The organism is Catenulispora pinisilvae (genome assembly GCF_015356865.1).
GTDB lineage: Bacteria > Actinomycetota > Actinomycetes > Streptomycetales > Catenulisporaceae > Catenulispora > Catenulispora pinisilvae.
The window spans coordinates 1-19486 of record NZ_JAAFZA010000198.1; the positions used below are offsets into that span (position 1 = coordinate 1).

Annotated in this window: 17 protein-coding genes; 9 read left to right on the forward strand and 8 right to left on the reverse strand. The window is 70.4% G+C overall.

The window, feature by feature from the left end; translation table 11 throughout:
• From IZR01_RS36995 to IZR01_RS37005, 3 genes are all read right to left on the reverse strand, one after another.
• Positions 1 to 358: acyl-CoA thioesterase domain-containing protein (locus tag IZR01_RS36995; protein WP_194926557.1), on the reverse strand; the 358-nt coding region annotated here is incomplete at its 3' end.
• 110 nt (positions 359 to 468) lie between these two features.
• Entirely contained in the window at positions 469 to 3078 is a 2610-nt protein-coding gene (locus IZR01_RS37000; protein WP_194926558.1) for a PQQ-dependent sugar dehydrogenase, read from the reverse strand.
• Positions 3075 to 4043, reverse strand: coding sequence for a polyprenyl synthetase family protein (locus IZR01_RS37005; RefSeq protein ID WP_194926559.1), 969 nt, complete (start codon positions 4041 to 4043; stop codon positions 3075 to 3077). The genes IZR01_RS37000 and IZR01_RS37005 overlap by 4 nt, the downstream gene beginning before the upstream one ends.
• Positions 4044 to 4318: 275 nt before the next feature.
• On the opposite strand from IZR01_RS37005, the gene IZR01_RS37010 reads away from it, so the two are divergent.
• The 8 genes from IZR01_RS37010 (at position 4319) to IZR01_RS37045 (ending at position 12664) form a co-directional block, all read left to right on the forward strand.
• The gene (locus tag IZR01_RS37010; RefSeq protein WP_194926560.1) at positions 4319 to 5524 is read left to right on the forward strand and encodes an inositol-3-phosphate synthase; all 1206 of its coding nucleotides are present in this window, start codon (positions 4319 to 4321) and stop codon (positions 5522 to 5524) included.
• The gene (locus tag IZR01_RS37015) at positions 5521 to 6432 is read left to right on the forward strand and encodes an SCO3242 family prenyltransferase (RefSeq protein ID WP_194926561.1); all 912 of its coding nucleotides are present in this window, start codon (positions 5521 to 5523) and stop codon (positions 6430 to 6432) included. The genes IZR01_RS37010 and IZR01_RS37015 overlap by 4 nt, the downstream gene beginning before the upstream one ends.
• Positions 6429 to 7268 (forward strand): sugar phosphate isomerase/epimerase family protein, encoded by an 840-nt coding sequence (locus IZR01_RS37020; protein ID WP_194926562.1) that lies wholly within the window; start codon positions 6429 to 6431, stop codon positions 7266 to 7268. The genes IZR01_RS37015 and IZR01_RS37020 overlap by 4 nt, the downstream gene beginning before the upstream one ends.
• On the forward strand, positions 7265 to 7885 hold the full coding sequence (locus tag IZR01_RS37025; RefSeq protein ID WP_194926563.1) for an EboA domain-containing protein: 621 nt from the start codon (positions 7265 to 7267) through the stop codon (positions 7883 to 7885). The genes IZR01_RS37020 and IZR01_RS37025 overlap by 4 nt, the downstream gene beginning before the upstream one ends.
• Positions 7885 to 8745: a TatD family hydrolase gene (locus IZR01_RS37030; RefSeq protein WP_194926564.1), complete on the forward strand. Its 861-nt coding sequence runs from the start codon at positions 7885 to 7887 to the stop codon at positions 8743 to 8745. The genes IZR01_RS37025 and IZR01_RS37030 overlap by 1 nt, the downstream gene beginning before the upstream one ends.
• 3 nt (positions 8746 to 8748) lie before the next feature.
• Positions 8749 to 9918 (forward strand): metabolite traffic protein EboE, encoded by a 1170-nt coding sequence (gene eboE, locus IZR01_RS37035; RefSeq protein ID WP_194926565.1) that lies wholly within the window; start codon positions 8749 to 8751, stop codon positions 9916 to 9918.
• The gene (locus IZR01_RS37040) at positions 9915 to 11282 is read left to right on the forward strand and encodes an alkaline phosphatase family protein (protein WP_323747209.1); all 1368 of its coding nucleotides are present in this window, start codon (positions 9915 to 9917) and stop codon (positions 11280 to 11282) included. The genes eboE and IZR01_RS37040 overlap by 4 nt, the downstream gene beginning before the upstream one ends.
• A gap of 128 nt (positions 11283 to 11410) precedes the next feature.
• Positions 11411 to 12664 carry a glycoside hydrolase family 88/105 protein gene (locus IZR01_RS37045; RefSeq protein ID WP_194926566.1) on the forward strand — a complete coding sequence of 418 codons (1254 nt, stop codon included), beginning with the start codon at positions 11411 to 11413 and terminating at the stop codon, positions 12662 to 12664.
• Between the two features lie 56 nt (positions 12665 to 12720).
• Here the strand turns inward: IZR01_RS37045 and IZR01_RS37050 are convergent, their stop codons facing one another.
• A complete protein-coding gene (locus tag IZR01_RS37050; RefSeq protein WP_194926572.1) occupies positions 12721 to 13041 on the reverse strand; it encodes an RNHCP domain-containing protein in 321 nt (106 codons plus the stop codon).
• Between the two features lie 523 nt (positions 13042 to 13564).
• Between IZR01_RS37050 and IZR01_RS37055 the strand changes: the two genes are divergently transcribed.
• A complete protein-coding gene (locus IZR01_RS37055; protein ID WP_194926567.1) occupies positions 13565 to 14089 on the forward strand; it encodes an NUDIX hydrolase in 525 nt (174 codons plus the stop codon).
• A gap of 95 nt (positions 14090 to 14184) precedes the next feature.
• On the opposite strand, the gene IZR01_RS37060 is transcribed toward IZR01_RS37055, so the two are convergent.
• From IZR01_RS37060 to IZR01_RS37075, 4 genes are all read right to left on the reverse strand, one after another.
• Positions 14185 to 17211 carry a S53 family peptidase gene (locus IZR01_RS37060; RefSeq protein WP_194926568.1) on the reverse strand — a complete coding sequence of 1009 codons (3027 nt, stop codon included), beginning with the start codon at positions 17209 to 17211 and terminating at the stop codon, positions 14185 to 14187.
• 62 nt (positions 17212 to 17273) lie between these two features.
• The gene (locus IZR01_RS37065) at positions 17274 to 17816 is read right to left on the reverse strand and encodes a DUF6817 domain-containing protein (protein ID WP_194926569.1); all 543 of its coding nucleotides are present in this window, start codon (positions 17814 to 17816) and stop codon (positions 17274 to 17276) included.
• Between the two features lie 31 nt (positions 17817 to 17847).
• Complete coding sequence (locus IZR01_RS37070) at positions 17848 to 18498, reverse strand: 4'-phosphopantetheinyl transferase family protein (RefSeq protein ID WP_194926570.1); 651 nt, start codon at positions 18496 to 18498, stop codon at positions 17848 to 17850.
• Positions 18495 to 19406 (reverse strand): metallophosphoesterase family protein, encoded by a 912-nt coding sequence (locus tag IZR01_RS37075; protein ID WP_323747210.1) that lies wholly within the window; start codon positions 19404 to 19406, stop codon positions 18495 to 18497. The genes IZR01_RS37070 and IZR01_RS37075 overlap by 4 nt, the downstream gene beginning before the upstream one ends.
• Positions 19407 to 19486: the final 80 nt, after the last annotated feature.

Genomic DNA, 19486 nt, shown 5'->3' on the forward strand with positions numbered 1-19486 from the left:
GGGCGGTGGTCCGGTGTTCGACCTGCTTGTCCGCACCCGGGTTGGTGGCGATCGTCCAGCATCTGGCTTCGGCCGCTACCTTGCCGTCGATCGTGAGTGTGGCCGCGTCCAGCCGCACTCGGCGGCCGGGACGCAGAGTGCGTACCTCGACCGTGCCGGTCTTGCGGGGGATGACGCCGAGGAAGTCGATCTGTGCCGAGGCGATGCGTCCGTGGCCGGCGGTCGCCTTCTCGATCTCGCCGAGCAGGAGCGCGGAGGGCGGCCCGCCGTGCTGGAGGGACTGGTCCCAGGGACTCTCGGTGGCCTGCGTCGGTTCGAACGCGGTGTCGCCGACCCGGCGGTAGAACGGCTCGCTCATCACCCCGTTGACGATACCGGGCCGGTGTCCGCGAACTCGCGGACACCGGCCCGGCTCGGCTTGACCCGAAGGCCCAAGGCCCAAGGCCCAAAGGCCAGATGGCCGACCTGCTACCGCGTATTGAGCGCCGTATCGTCGAGAATGAAGTTGGTCGTGCCGCTCTTGGTGTCGGTCTCCGTTCCCGTGAACTTCAGTGTGATCGTCTGTCCGGCATAAGCCGACAGATCCGCGGTGTGCTGCACGTACCCCGAGGCCTTGTCCAGGTTGGAGAACGACCCGACCGTCCCCAGCACCGTGCCGGATCCGTTCAGCGCCTGAACGCTGAACGTGTCAGGCTTCGCGGTGGTGGTCTTTTCCGTGGAGTCCACGTGCAGCCAGTACGACAGCGTCGCCTTGCAACCAGCCGGGATCGTGACCGCCTGGGAGACGCTGTCAGTGTCCTTGCTCCCATTGCCGTCGAACCAGGCGATCTTCGTCCCGCCATGCGCCGGCTCGGCGGTCGTCGCCGAGGTGATCGGGCTGAAGCCGAGCGTCGAGGCCTGGGTCCAGCCGGTCGCCCCGGATTCGAAGCCCGGGTTGGTCAGCAGCTGCGCGGCTGTACACGTGCTCGTGCTCGGCGTGAAGGCCGCGGTGTACGTGGTGTCGGCGGTCGGGGTGACCGCGTGCTGCTGGGCGCCGCCGTCGGACCAGGACGTGAAGGTCTGGGGCGTGCCGGAGGCGTCGGTCTGGTCCGGCGCGTTCAGGTGCAGCTGGTAGCCGGCCCAGGAGGTGACGGTCGCCGGGGTGGTGACCGCGCCGCCCGGGTCCACGTCGTCCTCGGCGATGTCGATCTTCAGCCCCGCCGGTTGCGAGGCGAGGGTGAGGTGGACCAGCTGCGGGTTGAAGTCCTGCTCCATCGTCTGGGTCACGCCGTTGGCGTCGGTCCCGGACAGGCAGACGAGCAGCCGGCTGTTCCCCTTGATCGCCGAGAACTCCTCCGCGGGCGGGGCGGTGAACGTCGTCAGCCCGTCACCGGCCACCGGGTCCAGCACCGGGTGCACGTGGTTGATGTGGAACAGCCACACCTGCCAGGTCAGTGCCGAGGCCGGAAGCGTCGTGCCGCTGCTGTCGACGGCGGAACCGCTCGGGGTGTAGGTCTGGCCGACGGTGAAGGTGCTCGCCGGGGTCGGCGAGCTGATGGTCAGGGCCGGTGGCGCGTCGTCGGTGCGGACGGTGCCGGTCGCGGCCGGCGAGCCGGCGCCGGCGTCGTTGGTCACTGTCAGCTTCGGGGTGAAGTTCCCGACGGTGGTGTAGGTGTGGGTGGTCGTCGCGGTGGCGGTGGTCGCCGTGCTGCCGTCGCCGAAGTCCCAGTGGTAGGTGAGCGTGCGGCCGTTGGGGTCGCTGCTCGCCGAACCGTCGAAGGACACTGCGAACGGCGGCTTGCCCGCGGTGGTGGCGTGGGTCGAGCAGTAGCCCAGCCCGCCGGTGGGCGGCGCGTTGGTGGTGAAGGAGGCGTTGGGGGTGGTGGTCCCGGACGTCACCTTGTGGATGGTGCCGCCGATCAGGTCCGTGTAGTACAGCGCCTGTTGCGTGCCGGTCCCGCCGGGGTTCTGGGGTCCGAACCACATGGAGATCGCGGTCGCTCCGGCCGAGAACGTCTTCAGCCCGGTGCCGCTGGTCCCGGTCGCCTTGATCAGGTACTGGTTCTTCTTCACGTAGTCGCTGAACAGGTAGTCGCCGTTGTAGGAAGAGTTCCAGGCCCCGTTCGGAACGAAAGCGCCGCCGGTGATGGACGCGCGCCCGCCGCCCATGTTGTCAGCGTACGAATAGTACGGATCGACGTACGCCGGGTTCGTCGGACTGCACGGCCCCTCGCAGTTCGGCCACCCGAAGTTCCCGCCGGCCTTCAGCTGGTCGATCTCCTCGGTGGTGTTCTCACCGACGTCGTCGACGAAGATCCGGGTGCCGGCCGCGTTCGGGTCCAGGGCGATCCGGAACGGGTTGCGGAAGCCGTAGGCGTAGATCTCCTGGCACTTGCCGGAGGTGATCGCGCCGGTATTGCACCGTGCCGTGCCCGAGCCGCTGAACGGGTTCCCGGCCGGGATCGAACCGTCGGGCGCGATCCGCAGGATCTTCCCGTTGAGGTTCTTCAAATCCTGCGCGGCCTGGTTGTCGGGGTCGCAGCCCTCCAGGCAGTGCCCGTCGCCGACCGAGATGTACAGGTCGCCGTCCTTGCCGAACACCAGGTCGCCGCCGTTGTGGAAGCCGTCGCCCTGGATCCCGTCGATCAGCACTTTCTCACTGCCGGACACCACGTGGTTCGTGGCGTCCAGGGTGAACCGCGAGACCCGGTTGAAGCAGCTGCCGCCGGTGCTGTGGCTGTAGTACACGTAGATGTAGTCGTTGGTGCGGAACGCCGGGTCGGCGACCACGCCGAGCATGCCGCGCTCGTCTTGCCCGGGCTGCTTGGCGCAGATGAAGCCGGAGCCGTCCAGCGCCAGCGTCTGCACGCCGGAGGCGCTGTACGCGTACAGCTGCCCGGGCTTGGTGGTGACCAGCATCCGGCCGTCAGGGGTGAACGTCATCCCGACCGGCAGGGTGACGTTGGCGATGACGGTGTCGGAGAACCCTGTGGGCGGCGTCGCGGAGGCCTGCCCGGTGACGGCGTTCAGCCCGAGCAGCGCCAGGGCGGCTGCCAGCACCGATCTCAGGACGAGTTTTCCCGCCCGTTTTCTGTTCAAGACCCGATCTCCTTCTGGGGGTGTTCCAGCGGCGACGGAGCGTCGGCGCCCCGCCTTGGGCGATCCAGACCGTCCGGCACCGCGGAGGCGAGCAGCCGGAGGTCGCGCGTGGCCGCCGGTTCCAGCGCGGCCGCGTCGAGGTGGCTCAGGGCGATGGCGGCTTTCAGGTGCGCCTCGCCTCGTCCCCAGCCCAGGCTGATCCCGGGTTCGGCCCAGCCGTCGGCGAGGTCGTCCGCGATCTGGAACGCGATGCCCAGGCTTGTGCCGAAAGCCCGGCACCACGCGGTGTCCGGCGCGCCGGCGGCCAGCGCGCCGAGTTCGCACGCCGCGCCGAACAAGGCGCCGGTCTTCTGCCCGGAGATGGCCAGCTGTCGCAGGGGGCTGCGACCGGATTCCGGCCCGCAGAGCAGATCAGAGGACTGGCCTTCGCACATCTCCACCACCGCGTCGGCGAGCACCGCTTGGGCGCGGCCGGACACCAGGGCGAGCGCCACGGCCAACAGGGCGTCGCCGGTGAGCAGCGCCTGCGCGGCCCCGAAGACTTTCCAGGCGGCCGGGCGGCCCCGCCGGATCGAGTCGCCGTCCATGACGTCGTCCTGGAGCAGCGAGAAGTCGTGGATCAACTCCACGGCGACCGCGGCCAGAACCACGGCCGGAACCGCCGCGCCGTCCACCTCGGTCCCGGCGTCCGGCCTGCCGTCTGGGCAACTGCCCGGGCCGCTGACCGCGGCGGCGCAGGCCAGGGTCAGCGCGGGACGGAGCGCCTTGCCGCCGCCGCTACCGGTGCCGTCGCCGTCGGCGAGCGGCGACCCGTCCGGCTCCCACCAGCCGAGATGGTATCCGGCGATCCGCCGCAACAACCCGGGGAGCCGGTCGACGGCTGAGACGTGCGCGGAGTGTGTCAGCCCTCGTGCTTCGGCGAGGATCCCGGCGACGGTGCGGGCGGGGTGAGCGGCGCGGACCATGAGCCCTCCCACGGGCGGTCAGCAGTTCCGGGCCGGAGCCGGTGGCCGGCGGCGGGCCCGGATCAAGTTAGGAAAGATTACTAACAAGAAACCGATCCGCAATGTACTGACACGTCTTCCGGTCCGTCAAGAGGGTCGGAGACGGACCGGCGGCGACGTTGGCAGGGCGTTGACGCACCCGACGGGCGGCGCTACCGTGCCATCCCGTTAGGAAACTTACCTAATTATCTCGGGTCACCGGGCCCGGCAGCCGCGAACAGGGAGGGCGTACGACGATGACGAACGCGGACGAAACGACCGGGCACGCCACCGGGACCGGCGTGTGGCTGGTGGGCGCCCGCGGCTCGGTGGCGGTCACCGCGATCGCCGGCGCCGCCGCGCTGCGGGCCGGCCTGACCGAGCCGATCGGCTGCGTGAGCGCCACCGCGGCGTTCGCCGCCGCGGGCCTGCCGGACTACCGCGACCTCGTCTTCGGCGGCCACGACGTGAGCCAGATCAGTGTCCTGAAACAGGCCGAGGAACTCGCCGCCGACGGCGTGCTCCCGGCCCGGCTGCCCGCGATGGTCGCCGACGAGCTCCGGGCCGCCGAGGCCGCGATCCGGCCCGGCGTGCCGCGCCTGGGCGAGGAACGACCGGTCCGCGACCGGATCAATACCCTGATCGCAGACATCGAAGAGTTCCGGACCGCGCACCGGCTCCGACGGGTCGTGGTCATCAACGTGGCCTCCACCGAACCGCCGTTCCCGGCGCGCGCCGAGCACCTGCGGCTGCCGGACCTGGAAGCCGCCCTCGACCGCGACCAAGCGGACCTCCCACCGAGCTCGGAGTACGCCTATGCGGCGCTGCGGGCCGGCTGCCCCTACGTGGACTTCACACCCTCGACCGGGGTCCGCCTGCCCGCCCTGGACGAACTCGCCCTCGAAGCCGGCGTGCCCTACGCCGGCAGCGACGCGAAGACCGGCGAGACCCTGCTCGTCTCGGCGCTGGCCCCGATGTTCACCACGCGCGCGTTGCGAGTCCGCTCCTGGTCCGGGACGAACCTGCTGGGCGGCGGCGACGGCGCGACCCTGGCCGACGCCGGGGCGGCGGTGAGCAAGACCGTCTCCAAACGTCGCGGCCTGGACTCGCTGCTCGATGCCACGGTCGACGGCCGCACGCACATCGACAACGTCCCGGCGCAAGGCGGCTGGAAGACGGCGTGGGACCACGTCGGATTCGAGGGCTTCCTCGGCACCCGGATGACGTTGCAGACCACTTGGCAGGGCTGTGATTCGGCGCTGGCCGCCCCGCTGCTCCTGGACCTGGCGCGGCTGCTGGCCCGGGCCCACGAAGCGGGCGTGACCGGTGCGTTCAGCCCGGCCGGCTTCTTCTTCAAGGACCCGGTGCCCGCTGCTGGAGCCGAAGTCGACTACCGCCTGGCGAGCCAGTACGAGGCCCTGGTCGCCTGGGCTTCCTCGGTGTCGCAAGCGGATCCCCGATGAGCGATATCAGGGCACTCATCGAGCTGGTGCGGGCCCCGGCCGCGTTCAGCGTCCCCGGCGACGTCCTGGCCGGAGCCGCCGCGGCCGGGAAGCGCGTGGACGCGCGGACCTGCGGCGTCGCGGCGGCATCGGTCTGCCTTTATTGGGCGGGCATGGCGCTCAACGACTACGCCGACCGGTTCGTCGACGGCTTCGAACGTCCGGAACGTCCTGTGCCCTCCGGCCGGGTGCCGGCCAAGACCGCGCTGGCGATCGCCGGCGGGCTCACCGCGGCCGGGCTCACCGCCGCCGCCGTCAGCGGCGGAGTGCGGACGCTGGCCGTGGCGATCCCGCTGGCCGGGGCCGTGTGGGGCTACGACCTCGCCTGGAAGAACGGTCCATCGGGCCCGGTCGCCATGGCGGCGGCCCGCAGTCTGGACGTGTTCATGGGCGCCGGCGCCGGCTCGGCCCGCGCGGCGGCCCCGGCGGCGGCCGTCGTCGGGGTCCACACCATGGCGGTCACCGTGCTCAGCCGCAGCGAGGTGACCGGGGCGTCCCGGCGCGTCGCCGCCGTGACCGCCGCGTTGAGTGGTGGCGCGGCCGCTGGTGCGTTCGCGGTGTCCCGGGCAGGCTCGGGCACCGGCGGCCGACACTCACACCGACACCGAGATTCCAGGCGACGCGCGCAGAGAGCCTTCGCTACTGCTCTGGCCGCCGCCTACACCTGGCGATTCGGTACGGCCCAGGCAGCGGTCGCCCGAGACGGACGCGCACCCGTCGTCCGCAAGGCGGTCGGCGCGGGAATCATCAGCCTGATGCCCCTACAGGCCTCACTCATCGCCGGTCGCGGCGACCCACTCACCGCCCTCCCGATCGCCGCCGCCGGACCGCTTGCCCGGCGCTTGGCGCGCAAGGTGTCCCCGACATGATCCGCCTCGGCTACGGCACCAACGGCTTCGCCGACCACCGGCTCGACGACGTACTGGCGATCCTGGCCGACCTCGGCTACGACGGCCTCGCCCTGACCCTGGACCACCAGCACCTCGACCCCTACGCCCCGGACCTGGCCGAGCGGGTCAGGGCCCTGTCGCGACGGCTGGATCGGCTCGGACTCGACGTCGTGATCGAGACCGGTGCCCGCTACCTGCTCGATCCCTGGCGCAAACACCAGCCGACGCTGCTGTCCGCCGAGCGCGAGGGCCGGGCGCGCCGCGTCGACCTGCTGGTCCGGGCGGTGCGGATCGCCGCCGACCTCGGGGCCCAGGCGGTGTCGTTCTGGAGCGGGGCCGTGCCGGACGACGGCGACCCGGCGGCGGCCTGGGAACGGCTGGTGGCCGGGTGCGAGACCGTACTGGCCGCGGCCCGGGACGCCGGTGTGGTCCTCGGGTTCGAGCCGGAGCCCGGCATGCTCCTCGACTCCCTCGACCGCTTCGACCGGCTGCGCGACGCGCTCGGCCGGCCCGACGGCTTCGGCGTCACCGTCGACATCGGCCACTGCCGGTGCCTGGAGCCGGACGCGATACCGGACTGCCTCGCGCGCGTCGCCCCGTACCTGGTGAACGTGCAGATCGACGACATGCGGCGCGGCGTGCACGAGCATCTGGAGTTCGGCGCGGGGGAGATCGACTTCCCGCCGGTCATGCGGGCCCTATCAGAGTCCGGATACCGCGGGCTGGTCTCGGTGGAGCTGCCGCGGCACTCGCACGCCGCGACGCGGGTCGCCACCGAATCACTGACGTTCCTCAGGAAGGCGGCAGGACAGTGACGGCAATCGCGACGGCGCGGGATCTGGAGGCCGTGTTCCTGACCGATGCGCCGGAACAGGCGTTGGCGTGGCTCGCCTCAGCCCGCGAACGAGTCAGCCGGAACCGGTACGAGCTGCCATCGGTCTTCGCCGGCGCCGGACGGGCCTGCGGCCGCACGCCGCTGATCGATGGTCTGCGGACCGACGAGATCGCCCGGGTGCTTATCCTGGCCTGGCTTTCGTGGCGCGACCCGGAACCCCTGATGGACCTCTATCGCTGGGGCGACGCCGACGAGAAGCACGCCGTCCTGTCTGCGCTGGAGCACATCGAACTCGACGGCGCCGCCGCCGTGCCGATCGTCGAGGACGCCCTGCGCACCAACGACACCCGGCTGATCGCCGCGGCGCTCGGCCGCTACGGCGCACAGCACCTGCCAGATCCCGCCTACCGGCACGCGATCCTCAAATGCGTGTTCTGCGGCATCCCGCTGGACTCCGTGTCCGGGCTGCCGGACCGGGCCGACGCCGAGTTGGCCCGCATGCTCGACGACTTCGTCCGGGAGCGGATCGCCGCTGGGCGGTCCGTCCCCGAAGACGTGTGGCCGATCCTCGCCCGATTCCCGTCCAGGAGCCGCTGATGCGCATCTTCGACCCGCACATCCACATGACCTCCCGCACCACCGACGACTACGAGGCGATGGCCGCGGCCGGTGTCCGGGCGGTCGTCGAGCCCGCCTTCTGGCTGGGGCAACCGCGGACCTCGGTCGGCAGTTTCATCGACTACTTCGATGCCCTGGTCGGCTGGGAACCGTTCCGGGCACAGGGGTTCGGCGTGCGGCACCATTGCGCGATCGCGCTGAATCCCAAGGAGGCCAACGATCCGCGGTGCCGCGAAGTGCTGGACCTGATCGACCGGTACCTGGCCAAGGACCGCGTGGTCGCGCTCGGCGAGGTCGGCTACGACTCGATGACCCCGCCGGAGGACGAGGCGTTCGCCCGCCAGCTGGAGCTGGCCGAGCGCCACGAGCTGCCCGTACTGGTCCACACGCCGCACCGCGACAAGCACGCCGGGACGCTGCGAAGCCTGGACGTGGTGCGCGAATCGGGTCTGCCGCCGGGGCGGGTGGTGCTCGACCATCTCAATGAACTGACCGTGGCACCGGTCCTGGAATCAGGATCCTGGGCCGGGTTCTCCATCTATCCGGACACCAAGATGGACGAGCGCCGGATGGTAGCGATCCTGCGCGAGTACGGCACCGAGCGGATCCTGGTGAACTCCGCCGCCGACTGGGGACGCAGCGATCCGCTCAAGACCCGCCGCACGGCCGAGGCGATGCTCGCCGCCGGGTTCGACGACAGCGACGTGGACCGGGTGTTGTGGCAGAACCCTGTCGAGTTCTACGGACAAAGCGGCCGCCTGGACCTCGGCGAGGCGCTGGAACCGGCGGCCGCGAGCTTTCAAGGCAGTTCAGTGCTTCGCGGCGAGCCGGGGGAGTAGCCGATGCGATTCCGTCACGCCGATGGCACCGTCGTGCATCTCGGCTACTGCGCGAACGTCCACCCCGTCGAGGACATCGAGGGTGTCCTAGCGCAGCTCGCGGTCTACGCCGAGCCGGTGCGCCGGCTGCTGGCCGCCGACCGGCTGGGGCTCGGTCTGTGGCTGGCCCGGGACGTGGCCGCCGGGCTGGCCGCCGATCCCGCGGCGGTCGCCCGGCTGCGCGCCGAGCTCGACGCCCGCGGGCTGGAAGTCGTCACGCTCAACGGATTCCCGTACTCCGGCTTCGGCGACGCGGCGGTGAAGTACCGCGTCTACTCCCCGGACTGGTCGGACCGCCGGCGCGCCGAATACACCGCCGACCTGGCCACGGTGCTGGCCGGGATCCTGCCCTCCGACGCCGTCCGCGGCTCGATCTCCACGCTGCCGCTCGGCTGGCGCGAGCCCTGGCCGGCGGTCGCGCAATACGCGGCCCGAAGCCACATCGACGCGGTGGCCGCACACCTCGCGGAACTGACGGCCCGGACCGGCACCGTCATCCGCGTCGGCTTCGAACCCGAGCCCGGCTGCGTCATCGAGCGGACGGATCAGGCCATTGAGCTGCTGACCGGACTCGATCCCAGCCACTTCGGGGTGTGCGTCGACACCGCACATCTGGCCGTCGCCCACGAGGAACCGGCAAACGCGCTGAAGGCACTGCGCGACGCGGGACTCCCGATCGTGAAGGTTCAGGCGTCGGCCGCGTTGGAGGCACCGCAACCCGACGACCCCGCGACCCGGGCCGCGCTGGCGCGCTTCGCCGAGCCCCGCTATCTGCATCAGACGCGCGAAGTGGGAGCCGGGGGCCTGCACGGCACCGACGACCTCGACGAGGCGTTGAGCGGCGACACTCTGCCCGCGGACGCGCCGTGGCGCGTGCACTTCCACATCCCGCTGCACGCCGAGATCGAGGCGCCGCTGACCGGAACGCACGACGTGCTCACCCGGACCCTGACCGAAGGGTTCAGCGGCACACCGTTCACCGACCACATCGAGGTCGAAACGTATACCTGGCAAGTGCTTCCCGAGGAGGAACGGCCTCGTGACGCCCGGGAACTGGCCCGGGGGATCGCCGCCGAGATGGCGTGGGCCCGCCGGGAACTCATCGCGGCGGGATTGTCGGAGGTGTCCTCGTGACCCTGGTCGTCCTCGACATCGTCGGACTGACACCGCGCCTGCTCCAGCACACGCCGACGCTGCGATCGGTGGCCGACACCGGGTTCCAGGCCTCGCTGACACCGGCGTTCCCGGCCGTCACCTGCACCGTCCAAGCCAGCATGCTCACCGGGGCGCCGCCGAGCGAACACGGGATCGTCGGCAACGGCTGGTACTTCCGCGAACTCGGCGAGCCGCTGTTCTGGCGGCAGCACAACCGGCTGGTCGGCGGCGAACCGATGTGGGACGCGCTGCGGCGCGCGCAGCCGGGGGCCACCGTCGCGAACGTGTGCTGGTGGTACGCCATGGGCGCCGCGACGGACTGGACGGTGACGCCCCGGCCGGTCTATCGGGCCGATGGACGCAAGGACCCTGATTTCTACGCCCGGCCGCCCGAGCTGCACGACGAGCTCACCGCACGCCTCGGCGACTTCCCGCTGTTCCACTACTGGGGTCCGACCGCGTCGATCAAGTCCACGCGGTGGATCGTGGCGGCGGCCGGCCGGATCCTGACCGCGCACCGGCCCGACGTCCTGCTGGTCTACGTCCCGCACCTGGACTACGACCTCCAGCGGTTCGGGCCGGGCGCTCGGCCGGCCGCGGTCGCCGCGGCCGACGTCGATGCCGCTGTCAGGCCGCTGATAGAGGCGTGCCGGGCTCGGGGCGACGATCTGCTGTGCGTGTCGGAATACGGCATCACGGATGTCTCCCGGCCGATCCACGTCAACCGCGCTCTGCGGGCGGCGGGTCTGCTCGAAGTCCACACCCAGGACGGCATGGAGTATCTGGACCCCTGGGCCTCGCGCGCCTTCGCGGTCGCCGACCACCAGATCGCTCATATATACGTCGCCGATCCCGCGGATCTGTCGCGCGCCCGGGAGGTCGTCGCAGAACTCGATGGTGTCGACGAAGTCCACGGCCTCGAAGGCAAGGCCCGGTTGGGGCTCGACCACGCGCGGGCCGGGGACCTGGTGGCCGTCGCCGATCCCGATGCCTGGTTCACGTACTACTACTGGGAGCAAGACGACCGCGCGCCGGACTTCGCGCGCACCGTCGAGATCCACCGCAAGCCCGGCTACGACCCGATGGAGCTGTTCTTCGACCCGGCCAACCCCGGCGCGGCCCGGGCCCGGGCGATGAAGGCGTTGGCCCGCAAGGCTGCCGGCTTCCGGTACCGGATGGACGTCGTCGGCCTGGATGCGTCGGCGGTGCGCGGCTCGCACGGCCGGCTGCCGGACGCCGTGGACGACGGCCCGCTGCTGCTGTGCTCCCGGCCCGAATTCGCCCGCGGCGCCGTCGCCGCGACGGATGTCAAAGAACTGATGCTACGTATGGCGAAGCGCTAGCCAGTCAGCATGGAGGTCGGATGAGTCGATCTCAGGGTTCGGTGATGAGTCGACATAAAACCCTGTTTAGTTCAAGTTATCTGCCTTTATCATTGCCGAAACCTCCGATGTTTGGTTGACTCCGAGTCATGACACAGCGTTCTGCTCCGGTGCGGAAAGGGCTGACGCTCCTCGTCGCCGCCGTCGTTTCCGCCGCCTTCCTGTCCGCCCCCGCTCCCGCAGCGCGGGCCGCGTCGACCGCCCCGTCGACCTCCTCCCCGGCCGTCTCTCCGGCCGCCTTGCCGACCGCGACCACGGATTGGTCCGTCGCCCTCGTCGACTCGACGATGAAGCGCTACACGCCGGCCACCATCGGCGGCTGGTCCTACCCCGTCGGGCTCTACCTGTACGGCCAGTACCTGGTGTACAAGCGAACGCACAACCCGGCCTACCTGAGCTACATCAAGGCCTGGGCCGACCGGTTCGTGGACAGCAGCGGCCACATAAACCAGAGCTTCGACAGCCTGGACAGCATGGAGCCCGGCCGGGTCCTGGTCGCCCTGCACCACGAGACCGGCGACCCCCGGTACGCCAAGGCCGCGGCCCAGATCCGGGCCCGGCTGAACACCTATCCGCGCACCTCCGACGGCGGGTTCTGGCACGCGGACACCGCCTCGCGGGCGCACCAGCTGTGGGGCGACGGCACGTTCATGCTGAACCCGTTCCTGGTCGAGTACGGCAAAGAGTTCAACGACACCGCCTACGCCGACGCCGAGACGGTCAAGCAGCTGACGGTCTACGGTGACCACCTCCAGCAGCCCAGCGGCCTGCTCCGGCACGCCTATGACGAGTCGAAGACCGCGTCCTGGGCCAACAAGACCACCGGCCTGTCGCCGGAGGTCTGGTGCCGCGCCGACGGCTGGTACGGCATGGCGATGGTCGACGTCCTGGACAACACCCCCGCCAACCAGCCCGGCCGAGCCCAGCTGCTCACCAGCCTGAACAAGTTCGCCGCCGGGATCGCCCGCTATCAGGACCCTGCCTCAGGGCGCTGGTTCCAGGTCGTGGACAAGGGCACGCAGGCCGGGAACTGGACCGAGACCTCCTGCTCCAGCATGTTCGCCTACACTCTGTCGCGGGCCGCCCAGCAGGGCTACATCGACAGCCACTACGCCGCCGTGGCGCAGAAGGGCTACCAGGGCGTGCTGCAACGCCTGTCGGTCGGCAAGGACGGCCTGACCAACCTCAGCACCATCTCGATCGGCACCAACGTCGGCGACTACGCCTACTACATCGGCCGCACCCAGGCCACCAACGACTTCCACGGCCTCGGCGCCTTCCTCATCATGAACGAGCAGTTCGCGGCCGCCGGCACGGGAGGGGCAGCGGGGCAATCCGGTTGAGAGCGAGCGCGGTGCCCACGAGGTCGACCTCGTGGGCACCACGGGTTCCGTCGGTGCTACCCGCGCCCGGACATCAGGGCGATGACAGCGTCGATGTCGTCGCCCCGCACCGGGTCGTCGGCGATCCGGTTGGGCCGGACGAAGCCGCAGACGGTGCAGCGGTGGACGATCACCAGTCCCTTGCCGCCCCGGTGCTCGACGCGTTCCGGGCGCATCGCCCCGCGGCAGGTGGAGGCTCGGTCGCCGGGCTCGACGTCGACGTGCTTGGAGTACAAGCACGCCGGACAATGGTTCCGGTAGCTCCCGTTGCTCAGCGGCGCGACGAGCGTGCCGCAATTCTCACAGGTGAAACCCTGGTTCTGGGCGGATCTGCTGATGGCTCTGCCTCCGGATCGAAGAAGGGATCTTCAATCGGGAGTGCAGGGTTCCGTTCTGTTCTCGCCGCCGGTCCGCCTCGCGCGGGCCGGCGGCACCCAGGCTCGGGGCGGGCGAGGGACCGGTTCACCGCCTGATCCCCCTCGTCAGGGGTCGGCGATTAATTCCGCTTCCAGCATCACCGGGGCATGTCTCATCCACCGGATCCGAACCACGACCGGGTTTGGGTCCTGCGACATGCCTTCGTCGCAGGTTGTGATTGTCCCGGTCACTGTCGCCCAAGCATCCCCGGGCGCCAGCGGTAGGTGTCGTCCCGCTCTCACTGGCGTCGGCGTCGTCCCCTGGCCTCAGAGCCTGGCCGCAGCCGCCTTAGGTCGGCGCATCACCCTCCTTCGGCCTCGGCGATATTGCCGACGAGCACAACATGCCGGGGCGCGCGGCGACAACTGGATTCCAGGCCGCGGCCCTTGCTGCGGCCGACCGCTGTAGCCCGGTGATGTCGGTGGCGGTCTATAGCCTGCCGCAATGATCCGTAGCCCGTTTGAGCAGCGTCCGCTTGATGCTGCCGTCGCCGACGCCGGGACCGCGCTGCTGGAGTTCGACCGGGCCAGGGTCTGGTTGCGCGCCGCGCTGGTCGGCGCCGTGGAGCCGTTGGGCGCCGAGGTGTGGGTCCTGGATCCAGCCCTGGAGCAGATCGTGCTGGTCAGACATCCGTGGCGCGGGTTGGTCCCGCCAGGTGGCAAGGTCGAACCTGGAGAGTGTCCGCGCGATGGCGCGGCCCGGGAACTGGCCGAGGAGACCGGGTTGCGGCCGCGGCTGTTGGAGCAGCCCGCCGCGGTGGCGGTGCGGTCGTTCCAGCCTGGTTCGCCGGTGACGATGTCCTTGTCCTACGCCGCGATCGGCGACCCGGAACAGCCGCTGGTCGGGGAGCCCGGACAGCCCGCGACCTGGATGCGGCTGGACCAGGGCTGGGACAGCTGCTTCCCCGATGACGCGGTGCGCATCCGGCAGTACGTGAACCTTCTGAGATCGGGTTCGGCTGCCTGGTGAGTGTGGCCGCGCCGCGACGCCAAAGGCCGCCTGGCCCGGCCCCGAGAAATCCGGGGCCGGGCCAGGCGGTCGGCTGAGCTGACTACCGCACAGAGCTACAGACCACCCAACCCGTTCGGCGTCCCGATCCCGGTGGGCGCGTCATACCCGGGTCCGGCGTTGCACAGGTAGTCCCCGCCGCAGTCCCAGTTCGCGTTCGATCCGGTCGTGACGTCGAAGAAGTTCGCAGCGTGCGAATATATGTACTCTGCGCTGGTCAAGGCCGCCGAGTTGCCGGCCAGGGCGATCATCGAGGCGATGATCGGCGAGGACGCACTGGTGCCGCCGATCACGTTCCAGCCGCCCTCGACGTAGACCGCGACGCCGGTCTTCGGGTCCGCGACGGCTGCCACGTCGGCGACCGTGCGGTTCGGGCAGTGCGCGTCGTGCTGCCAGGCCGGTTTCGGCACGTAGGCCGAGCAGCCGGAGCCCCCGCCCTTCCAGGTGCTCTCGTTCCACCCGCGCGTGGACGTGTCCTTGCTCAGGCTCGTTCCGCCGACGGCGATCACGGTGCTGAGCGAGGCGGGCCAGGCGCCCTGGATGAAGCCGTTGTCGCCGCTGGAGACGGTGACCGCGACGCCCGGGTGCTGGAACGCGGAGTTCCACGCCTGGTTCTCGCTGCCCTCGTCCCCGCCCCAGCTGTTGGACACCGCGACGGCGCCGGAGCCGGTGGCGGTCTGCTCGGCGGTCCCGAGCGAGGCCGTGTCGGAGCCGTCCGACTCGACCAGCAGGATGTGGCAGGCCGGGCACACGGCCGACACCATGCCCAGGTCGAGGGAGACCTCGGGGTTCCAGTCGTCGTTGGGGTCGTGCGCGGGCAGCGGTGAGGTCTGGCCGTGCTCGTTGACCTTCTTGAAGCAGCCGTTGGCCGTGGTGCAGGCCGGCAGGCCGTAGGTGCTGCGGTAGACGGCGAGGTCGGATTCGGCCTGCGGATCGTCGTGCGCGTCGACGATCGCCACGGTCCGGCCGGCGCCACCGGTGGTCGGCAGCTTGTAGGCGGACAGCAGGTCGTTGCGGGCGAGGCCGGCGGGCAACGCGCCCTTGGCAAGGCTCTGTTTCACCCCGGAGGTCAGTGCGAAGCACCGGACGTGCCCGGCATCAGCACTCGGACACACGGCGTGGACCCCGGCCGCACCGCCGGACGTGCCCGAACCGCCCGAACCGGTCACCGCGATCCCGCCGGGCGCGTTGACCAGAGCGGCGTGGTGCACCGTCTCGGCGAGCGTGCTCCCGCCGGCGTCGGTGGCGCTGATCTTCAGCGCCAGGTAGCCGGCCTCGGTGTTCGCCGGGACCGGCCAGGTCGCAGAGACCTGATGTCCGTTGCCGAGCGCGACGGTCGCCGGGTGCCAGGTCGCGCCGTCATCGTAGGAGACGGACACGCTCGCGCTCTTGACCGCGTTGTCCGTGGCGCCGGTCAGGTGCTCGAAGGCCAGGTTTACGGTCCCTGTTCCGGTCCCCACCGAGTCGTGCCCGTCGGTGACGAACTGCGCCCGCGTGTACAGGATCGGCAGCGGGGTCGAGGCCGTGGTCTTGGCGGAATCGAAGCCCCACGAGATCTGCGTGTGCGTCGACAGCGCCGTGCTGACGGTGTCGTGGGTGGTGTCCAGCGAGTAGACGTAGTGATGCTTCGCGGCCGGCAGGGCCAGTGTGAACAGCTGCCCCTCGGTGCCGCCGCTGTAGATCTGCTTGCCGTCCTCGGCGATAGTCGTCGGTCCGTCGCTCCACTGCCCGACGTCCCCGTCCCCGTCCGTGTCCATCTCGTCGACCCCGTTGAGGGTGTTCCCGTTCCGGCACAGGAAGCAGGGCCCGTCGTAGGTCGACGGCGCGGGCGTGATGACCGTGCCGCGCCAGGCCAAGGTCACATGCTGGCCCGCGGCCGGCACGAAGTCCCGCTCAAGCTCGCCGTCCAGGGACCCGTCGGGATTGGCCGGAAGCATCAGCCCCTCATAGGAAGCGCCGGCGACCGCGGCTATGTATTGCCGGGCCTTCGCAGGCGCGTGCACCGTCACGGAGGGCAAGTCAGGGTACGACGGCAACTCCGAGGACCCGGACCCGACCCGGTTCCACAGGTCCGTCAGCGTCAGATCCTGCTTCGGCTCGTCGGTGGCGTACGTCGAGTCCACGGTCTCCAGTGCACCGGCGGCGTACGTCTGCGAAGCAGGGATCTGATCGTAGTTCGGGAAGGCCAGCAGATAGCTCGAAGAACCGGCGCTCTGGCGCCCGAACATCGAGAACTGTAGAACGCCGTAGTTTGCCTTGGCCGCGCTGCCGACGTAGAACTTCGTACCGGCGAGCGCGCCTATGTCGAGATAGTCGAGATGTCCCGCCGTGCCTCGGTCCCATCCCAGGACCGCGGCGGCGAGCGTGCTCGGCTGCGGCGTGGTGAACGCGACTTGTTGCGCGCCGCGACCGTCCAACGCGACGGTCGTACCGGCGGCGGGCACGGTCACGTCGGTGACCGACAGCAGGTCCGTCTCAGTGGCGTTCCCGGCTGAATCGGTCTCGAAGGCGGCCACCGCGACGCTGTAGTGCCCGGCCGGCACCTCGATCCGCGAATCACCGGCGGTCATGATCCCGTCCCAGTTCGCGCGGGCGGGATCGTCGGTGTTCACCGCGATCACCTCCGCCGCCGGGACGGGCTGGCCGGAGTGGTCGAGCGCGGTGATGTGCAGCGTGGTCATCGGGAAGAACGGGGTGGCGGCCGGGGATCGCGGCGTCGCGGATCCCACCTGGAACGCGTCGAGCGAGGAGATCTTCCCGACCTGCGACACCGGGACGACGGTGATCCGACCGTCCACGTTCGACGTCACCGCGGCCGCGGAATGGCCGGGGGCGGGCAGGAAGTCGGCCCGTGCGCTCTGGCCGGATCCGGTGACCCGCACGTGGTCGCCGGTCGGGAGTGAATACAGACTTTCGGCGGCGGGAGCCGCGGATGGGGTCGCGGGCGGGGCCGTTGTTGGCGCCGCTGACGGTTTCGCGACCGGGGCCGCGTCGGCGTTGATCGGCGCCACGGCGACGACCGCGCCGCCGATCAGCGCCGCGGCCGCCACGAGACAGACCCGCCGTTTTATGGGACGTCGCACTCCAGAATCCTCCAGACACACACCGGAATCAGGCATCGAGGAATCTAGGAGGGAACGCAGATCTAGTCAAGAAGCTTAACGAGATTCCTCAATGCTTCCCACGCTGGCGGGGACAGCAGAGCCCGCACGGGTTCCAGCAGGCGGTAGAAGCCGGCGCCGTAACGGGACGCCAGCTCCTCGTTGTGTTCGAACACGTCGAGCTCGTTGGCCGCGGTGATCTCCAGGAAGGCGCGCAGATCCGCGTCGGTCGGGTCGAACTCGAGCCCTGAGAAGCGGTCGCGGAACAGCGGCCGCTGATCGGTGCGCAGCCGGGGATAGGTGACGCCTCGGTCGCAGCTCGCGTAGAAATACACCAGCGCCTCGGCCCGCTCGCCGATCAACCGGGCCAATACCGCGCGGTCGGCCAGGTCCAGCAGCGTTTCGGCGAAGCCGTCGGTGCCGTAGGTCGCGTGGCAAAGTCCGGCGATCTGGACGTCAGGCGAAGCGCCCCACTCCGTGAGGCGTCGGCGGACGCGGATCAGGTGCGCCAGCAACGTCCCGCCGGGATGCGGCAAGTCCGCGGCGCCGTGGGAGCGCAGGAACTCTTCGATCGAAATCTCACTCACATCACGACTACTACCAAGCCACCCGGCCGTCTCAATCCAGAACCACGACCGATGTGGCCAGCAACTCACCCTCGACCACGAACCGCCCGCGCATCCGGGTCAGCGGCGCGCCCCCGACCACCGGGCCGACCTGATGCAGCTCGGCGACGAAGGTCCGGTCCGCCGGGTCGAAGCGCAGCGTCGCGTCCTGGAAGTCCAGCCACCGCCGCGCCAACGGGAACCAGGCCTTGTAGACCGACTCCTTGGCGCTGAACATCAGCTTGTCCCAGTGCGTCTTCGGGTGCTGCGAGGCCAAAGCGGCCAGCGCCGGGATCTCCTCCGGCCGCGCCACGGTCTCCAGCACCCCGGCCGGCAGTTCGCGGTGCGGTTCGGCGTCGATGCCGATCGCCGCCAGCTCGCCGGTCCGGGCCACCGCCGCAGCCCGGTAGCCGTCGCAGTGGGTCAGGGCACCGATCACCCCGTCCGGCCACAGCGGCTCGTTCTTCGGCCCGTGCAGAATCGGCGTGGCCGGGTAGCCCAGGTCGGCCAGGGCCTTGTGGGCGCACCAGCGGGCCGTCGCGAACTCCAGGCGCCGCTTCTCCACGGCCCGGGCGACCAGCGCGGCCTCCTCGGGGAACAGGTCGTCGGCGTCGGTGTAGCTCTCCACGGACGTCACCGAGGCCGGCAGGATGCTCTCGATCACGGCTGTCCCTTGGTGGTCGCGGCGATGGTTGCCGAGGGGGTCGTGGCGGTGGTCGGCGCGGGGGCCGGCACGATCTGTCGCAGCGGGTCCGTCGGCGGCCGCTGGCGCCACTCGCGCGGATACCCGAGCGAGACCTCCGTGAAGCGCACGTTGTCGTAGACCGTGCGGCGCGGGATGTGCAGGTGCCCGTAGACCACGTCCGTCGCCGCGAAGCGCTTGTGCCAGTCGGCGGTGGCCTGCGTACCGCACCACTGCGCGAACTCCGGGTATCGCAGGATCCTGGTGGGCTCCCGCACCAGCGGATAGTGGTTGAACAGGACCGTCGGCAGGTCCGGGTCCAACTCGGCGAGCCGGGCCTCGGTGGCCGCGACCCGGGCCCGGCACCAGGCCTCGCGGCTCGGGTACGGATCCGGGTGCAACAGGAACTCGTCGGTGCAGACGATGCCCGCCTTCTCGGCGATGGCCAGGCCCTCGGCGATGTTCTGCGCACCGGCCGGCATGAAGCTGTAGTCATAGAGCAGGAACAGCGGGGCGATCACGACCGGCCCGCCAGGCCCGGCCCAGACCGGGTACTCGTCCTCCGGCGTCACGATACCCAGCGCGCGGCAGCGTTCGACCAGGCCGAGGTACCGGCCTTCGCCGCGCAGCGTGACCGGGTCGTGCGGGTGGGTCCACAACTCGTGGTTGCCCGGCGTCCACAGCACCTTGGCGAACCGGCCCGCCAGCAACTCCAGCGCCGCGATGACGTCCTCGAACAGCTCGCCGACATCCCCGGCCACGATCAGCCAGTCGCCCTCGTGCCCGGGCCGCAGCCGGTCCACGATCTCGCGATTGTCGGGATGCGCCACATGCAGGTCGCTCACCGCCCACACCCGCGCCGTCCCCGCCGCCTGGTCCGTCTCCACCACCGAGCCCACCCCCTTCGCAGAGGTCTGACCTCAAACCTCCGAGCCCGATCGTACTGATCGCCCGCGTCCGGGGCATCTTG

What these genes read in the sequence shown, in the direction of transcription:
- IZR01_RS37005 (WP_194926559.1), bottom strand. Translation starts at nt 4,043, where the DNA reads ATGGTCCGCGCCGCTCACCCCGCCCGCACCGTCGCCGGGATCCTCGCC.
- IZR01_RS37010 (WP_194926560.1), top strand. Translation starts at nt 4,319, where the DNA reads ATGACGAACGCGGACGAAACGACCGGGCACGCCACCGGGACCGGCGTG.
- IZR01_RS37015 (WP_194926561.1), top strand. Translation starts at nt 5,521, where the DNA reads ATGAGCGATATCAGGGCACTCATCGAGCTGGTGCGGGCCCCGGCCGCG.
- IZR01_RS37020 (WP_194926562.1), top strand. Translation starts at nt 6,429, where the DNA reads ATGATCCGCCTCGGCTACGGCACCAACGGCTTCGCCGACCACCGGCTC.
- IZR01_RS37030 (WP_194926564.1), top strand. Translation starts at nt 7,885, where the DNA reads ATGCGCATCTTCGACCCGCACATCCACATGACCTCCCGCACCACCGAC.
- eboE (WP_194926565.1), top strand. Translation starts at nt 8,749, where the DNA reads ATGCGATTCCGTCACGCCGATGGCACCGTCGTGCATCTCGGCTACTGC.
- IZR01_RS37045 (WP_194926566.1), top strand. Translation starts at nt 11,411, where the DNA reads ATGACACAGCGTTCTGCTCCGGTGCGGAAAGGGCTGACGCTCCTCGTC.
- IZR01_RS37055 (WP_194926567.1), top strand. Translation starts at nt 13,565, where the DNA reads ATGATCCGTAGCCCGTTTGAGCAGCGTCCGCTTGATGCTGCCGTCGCC.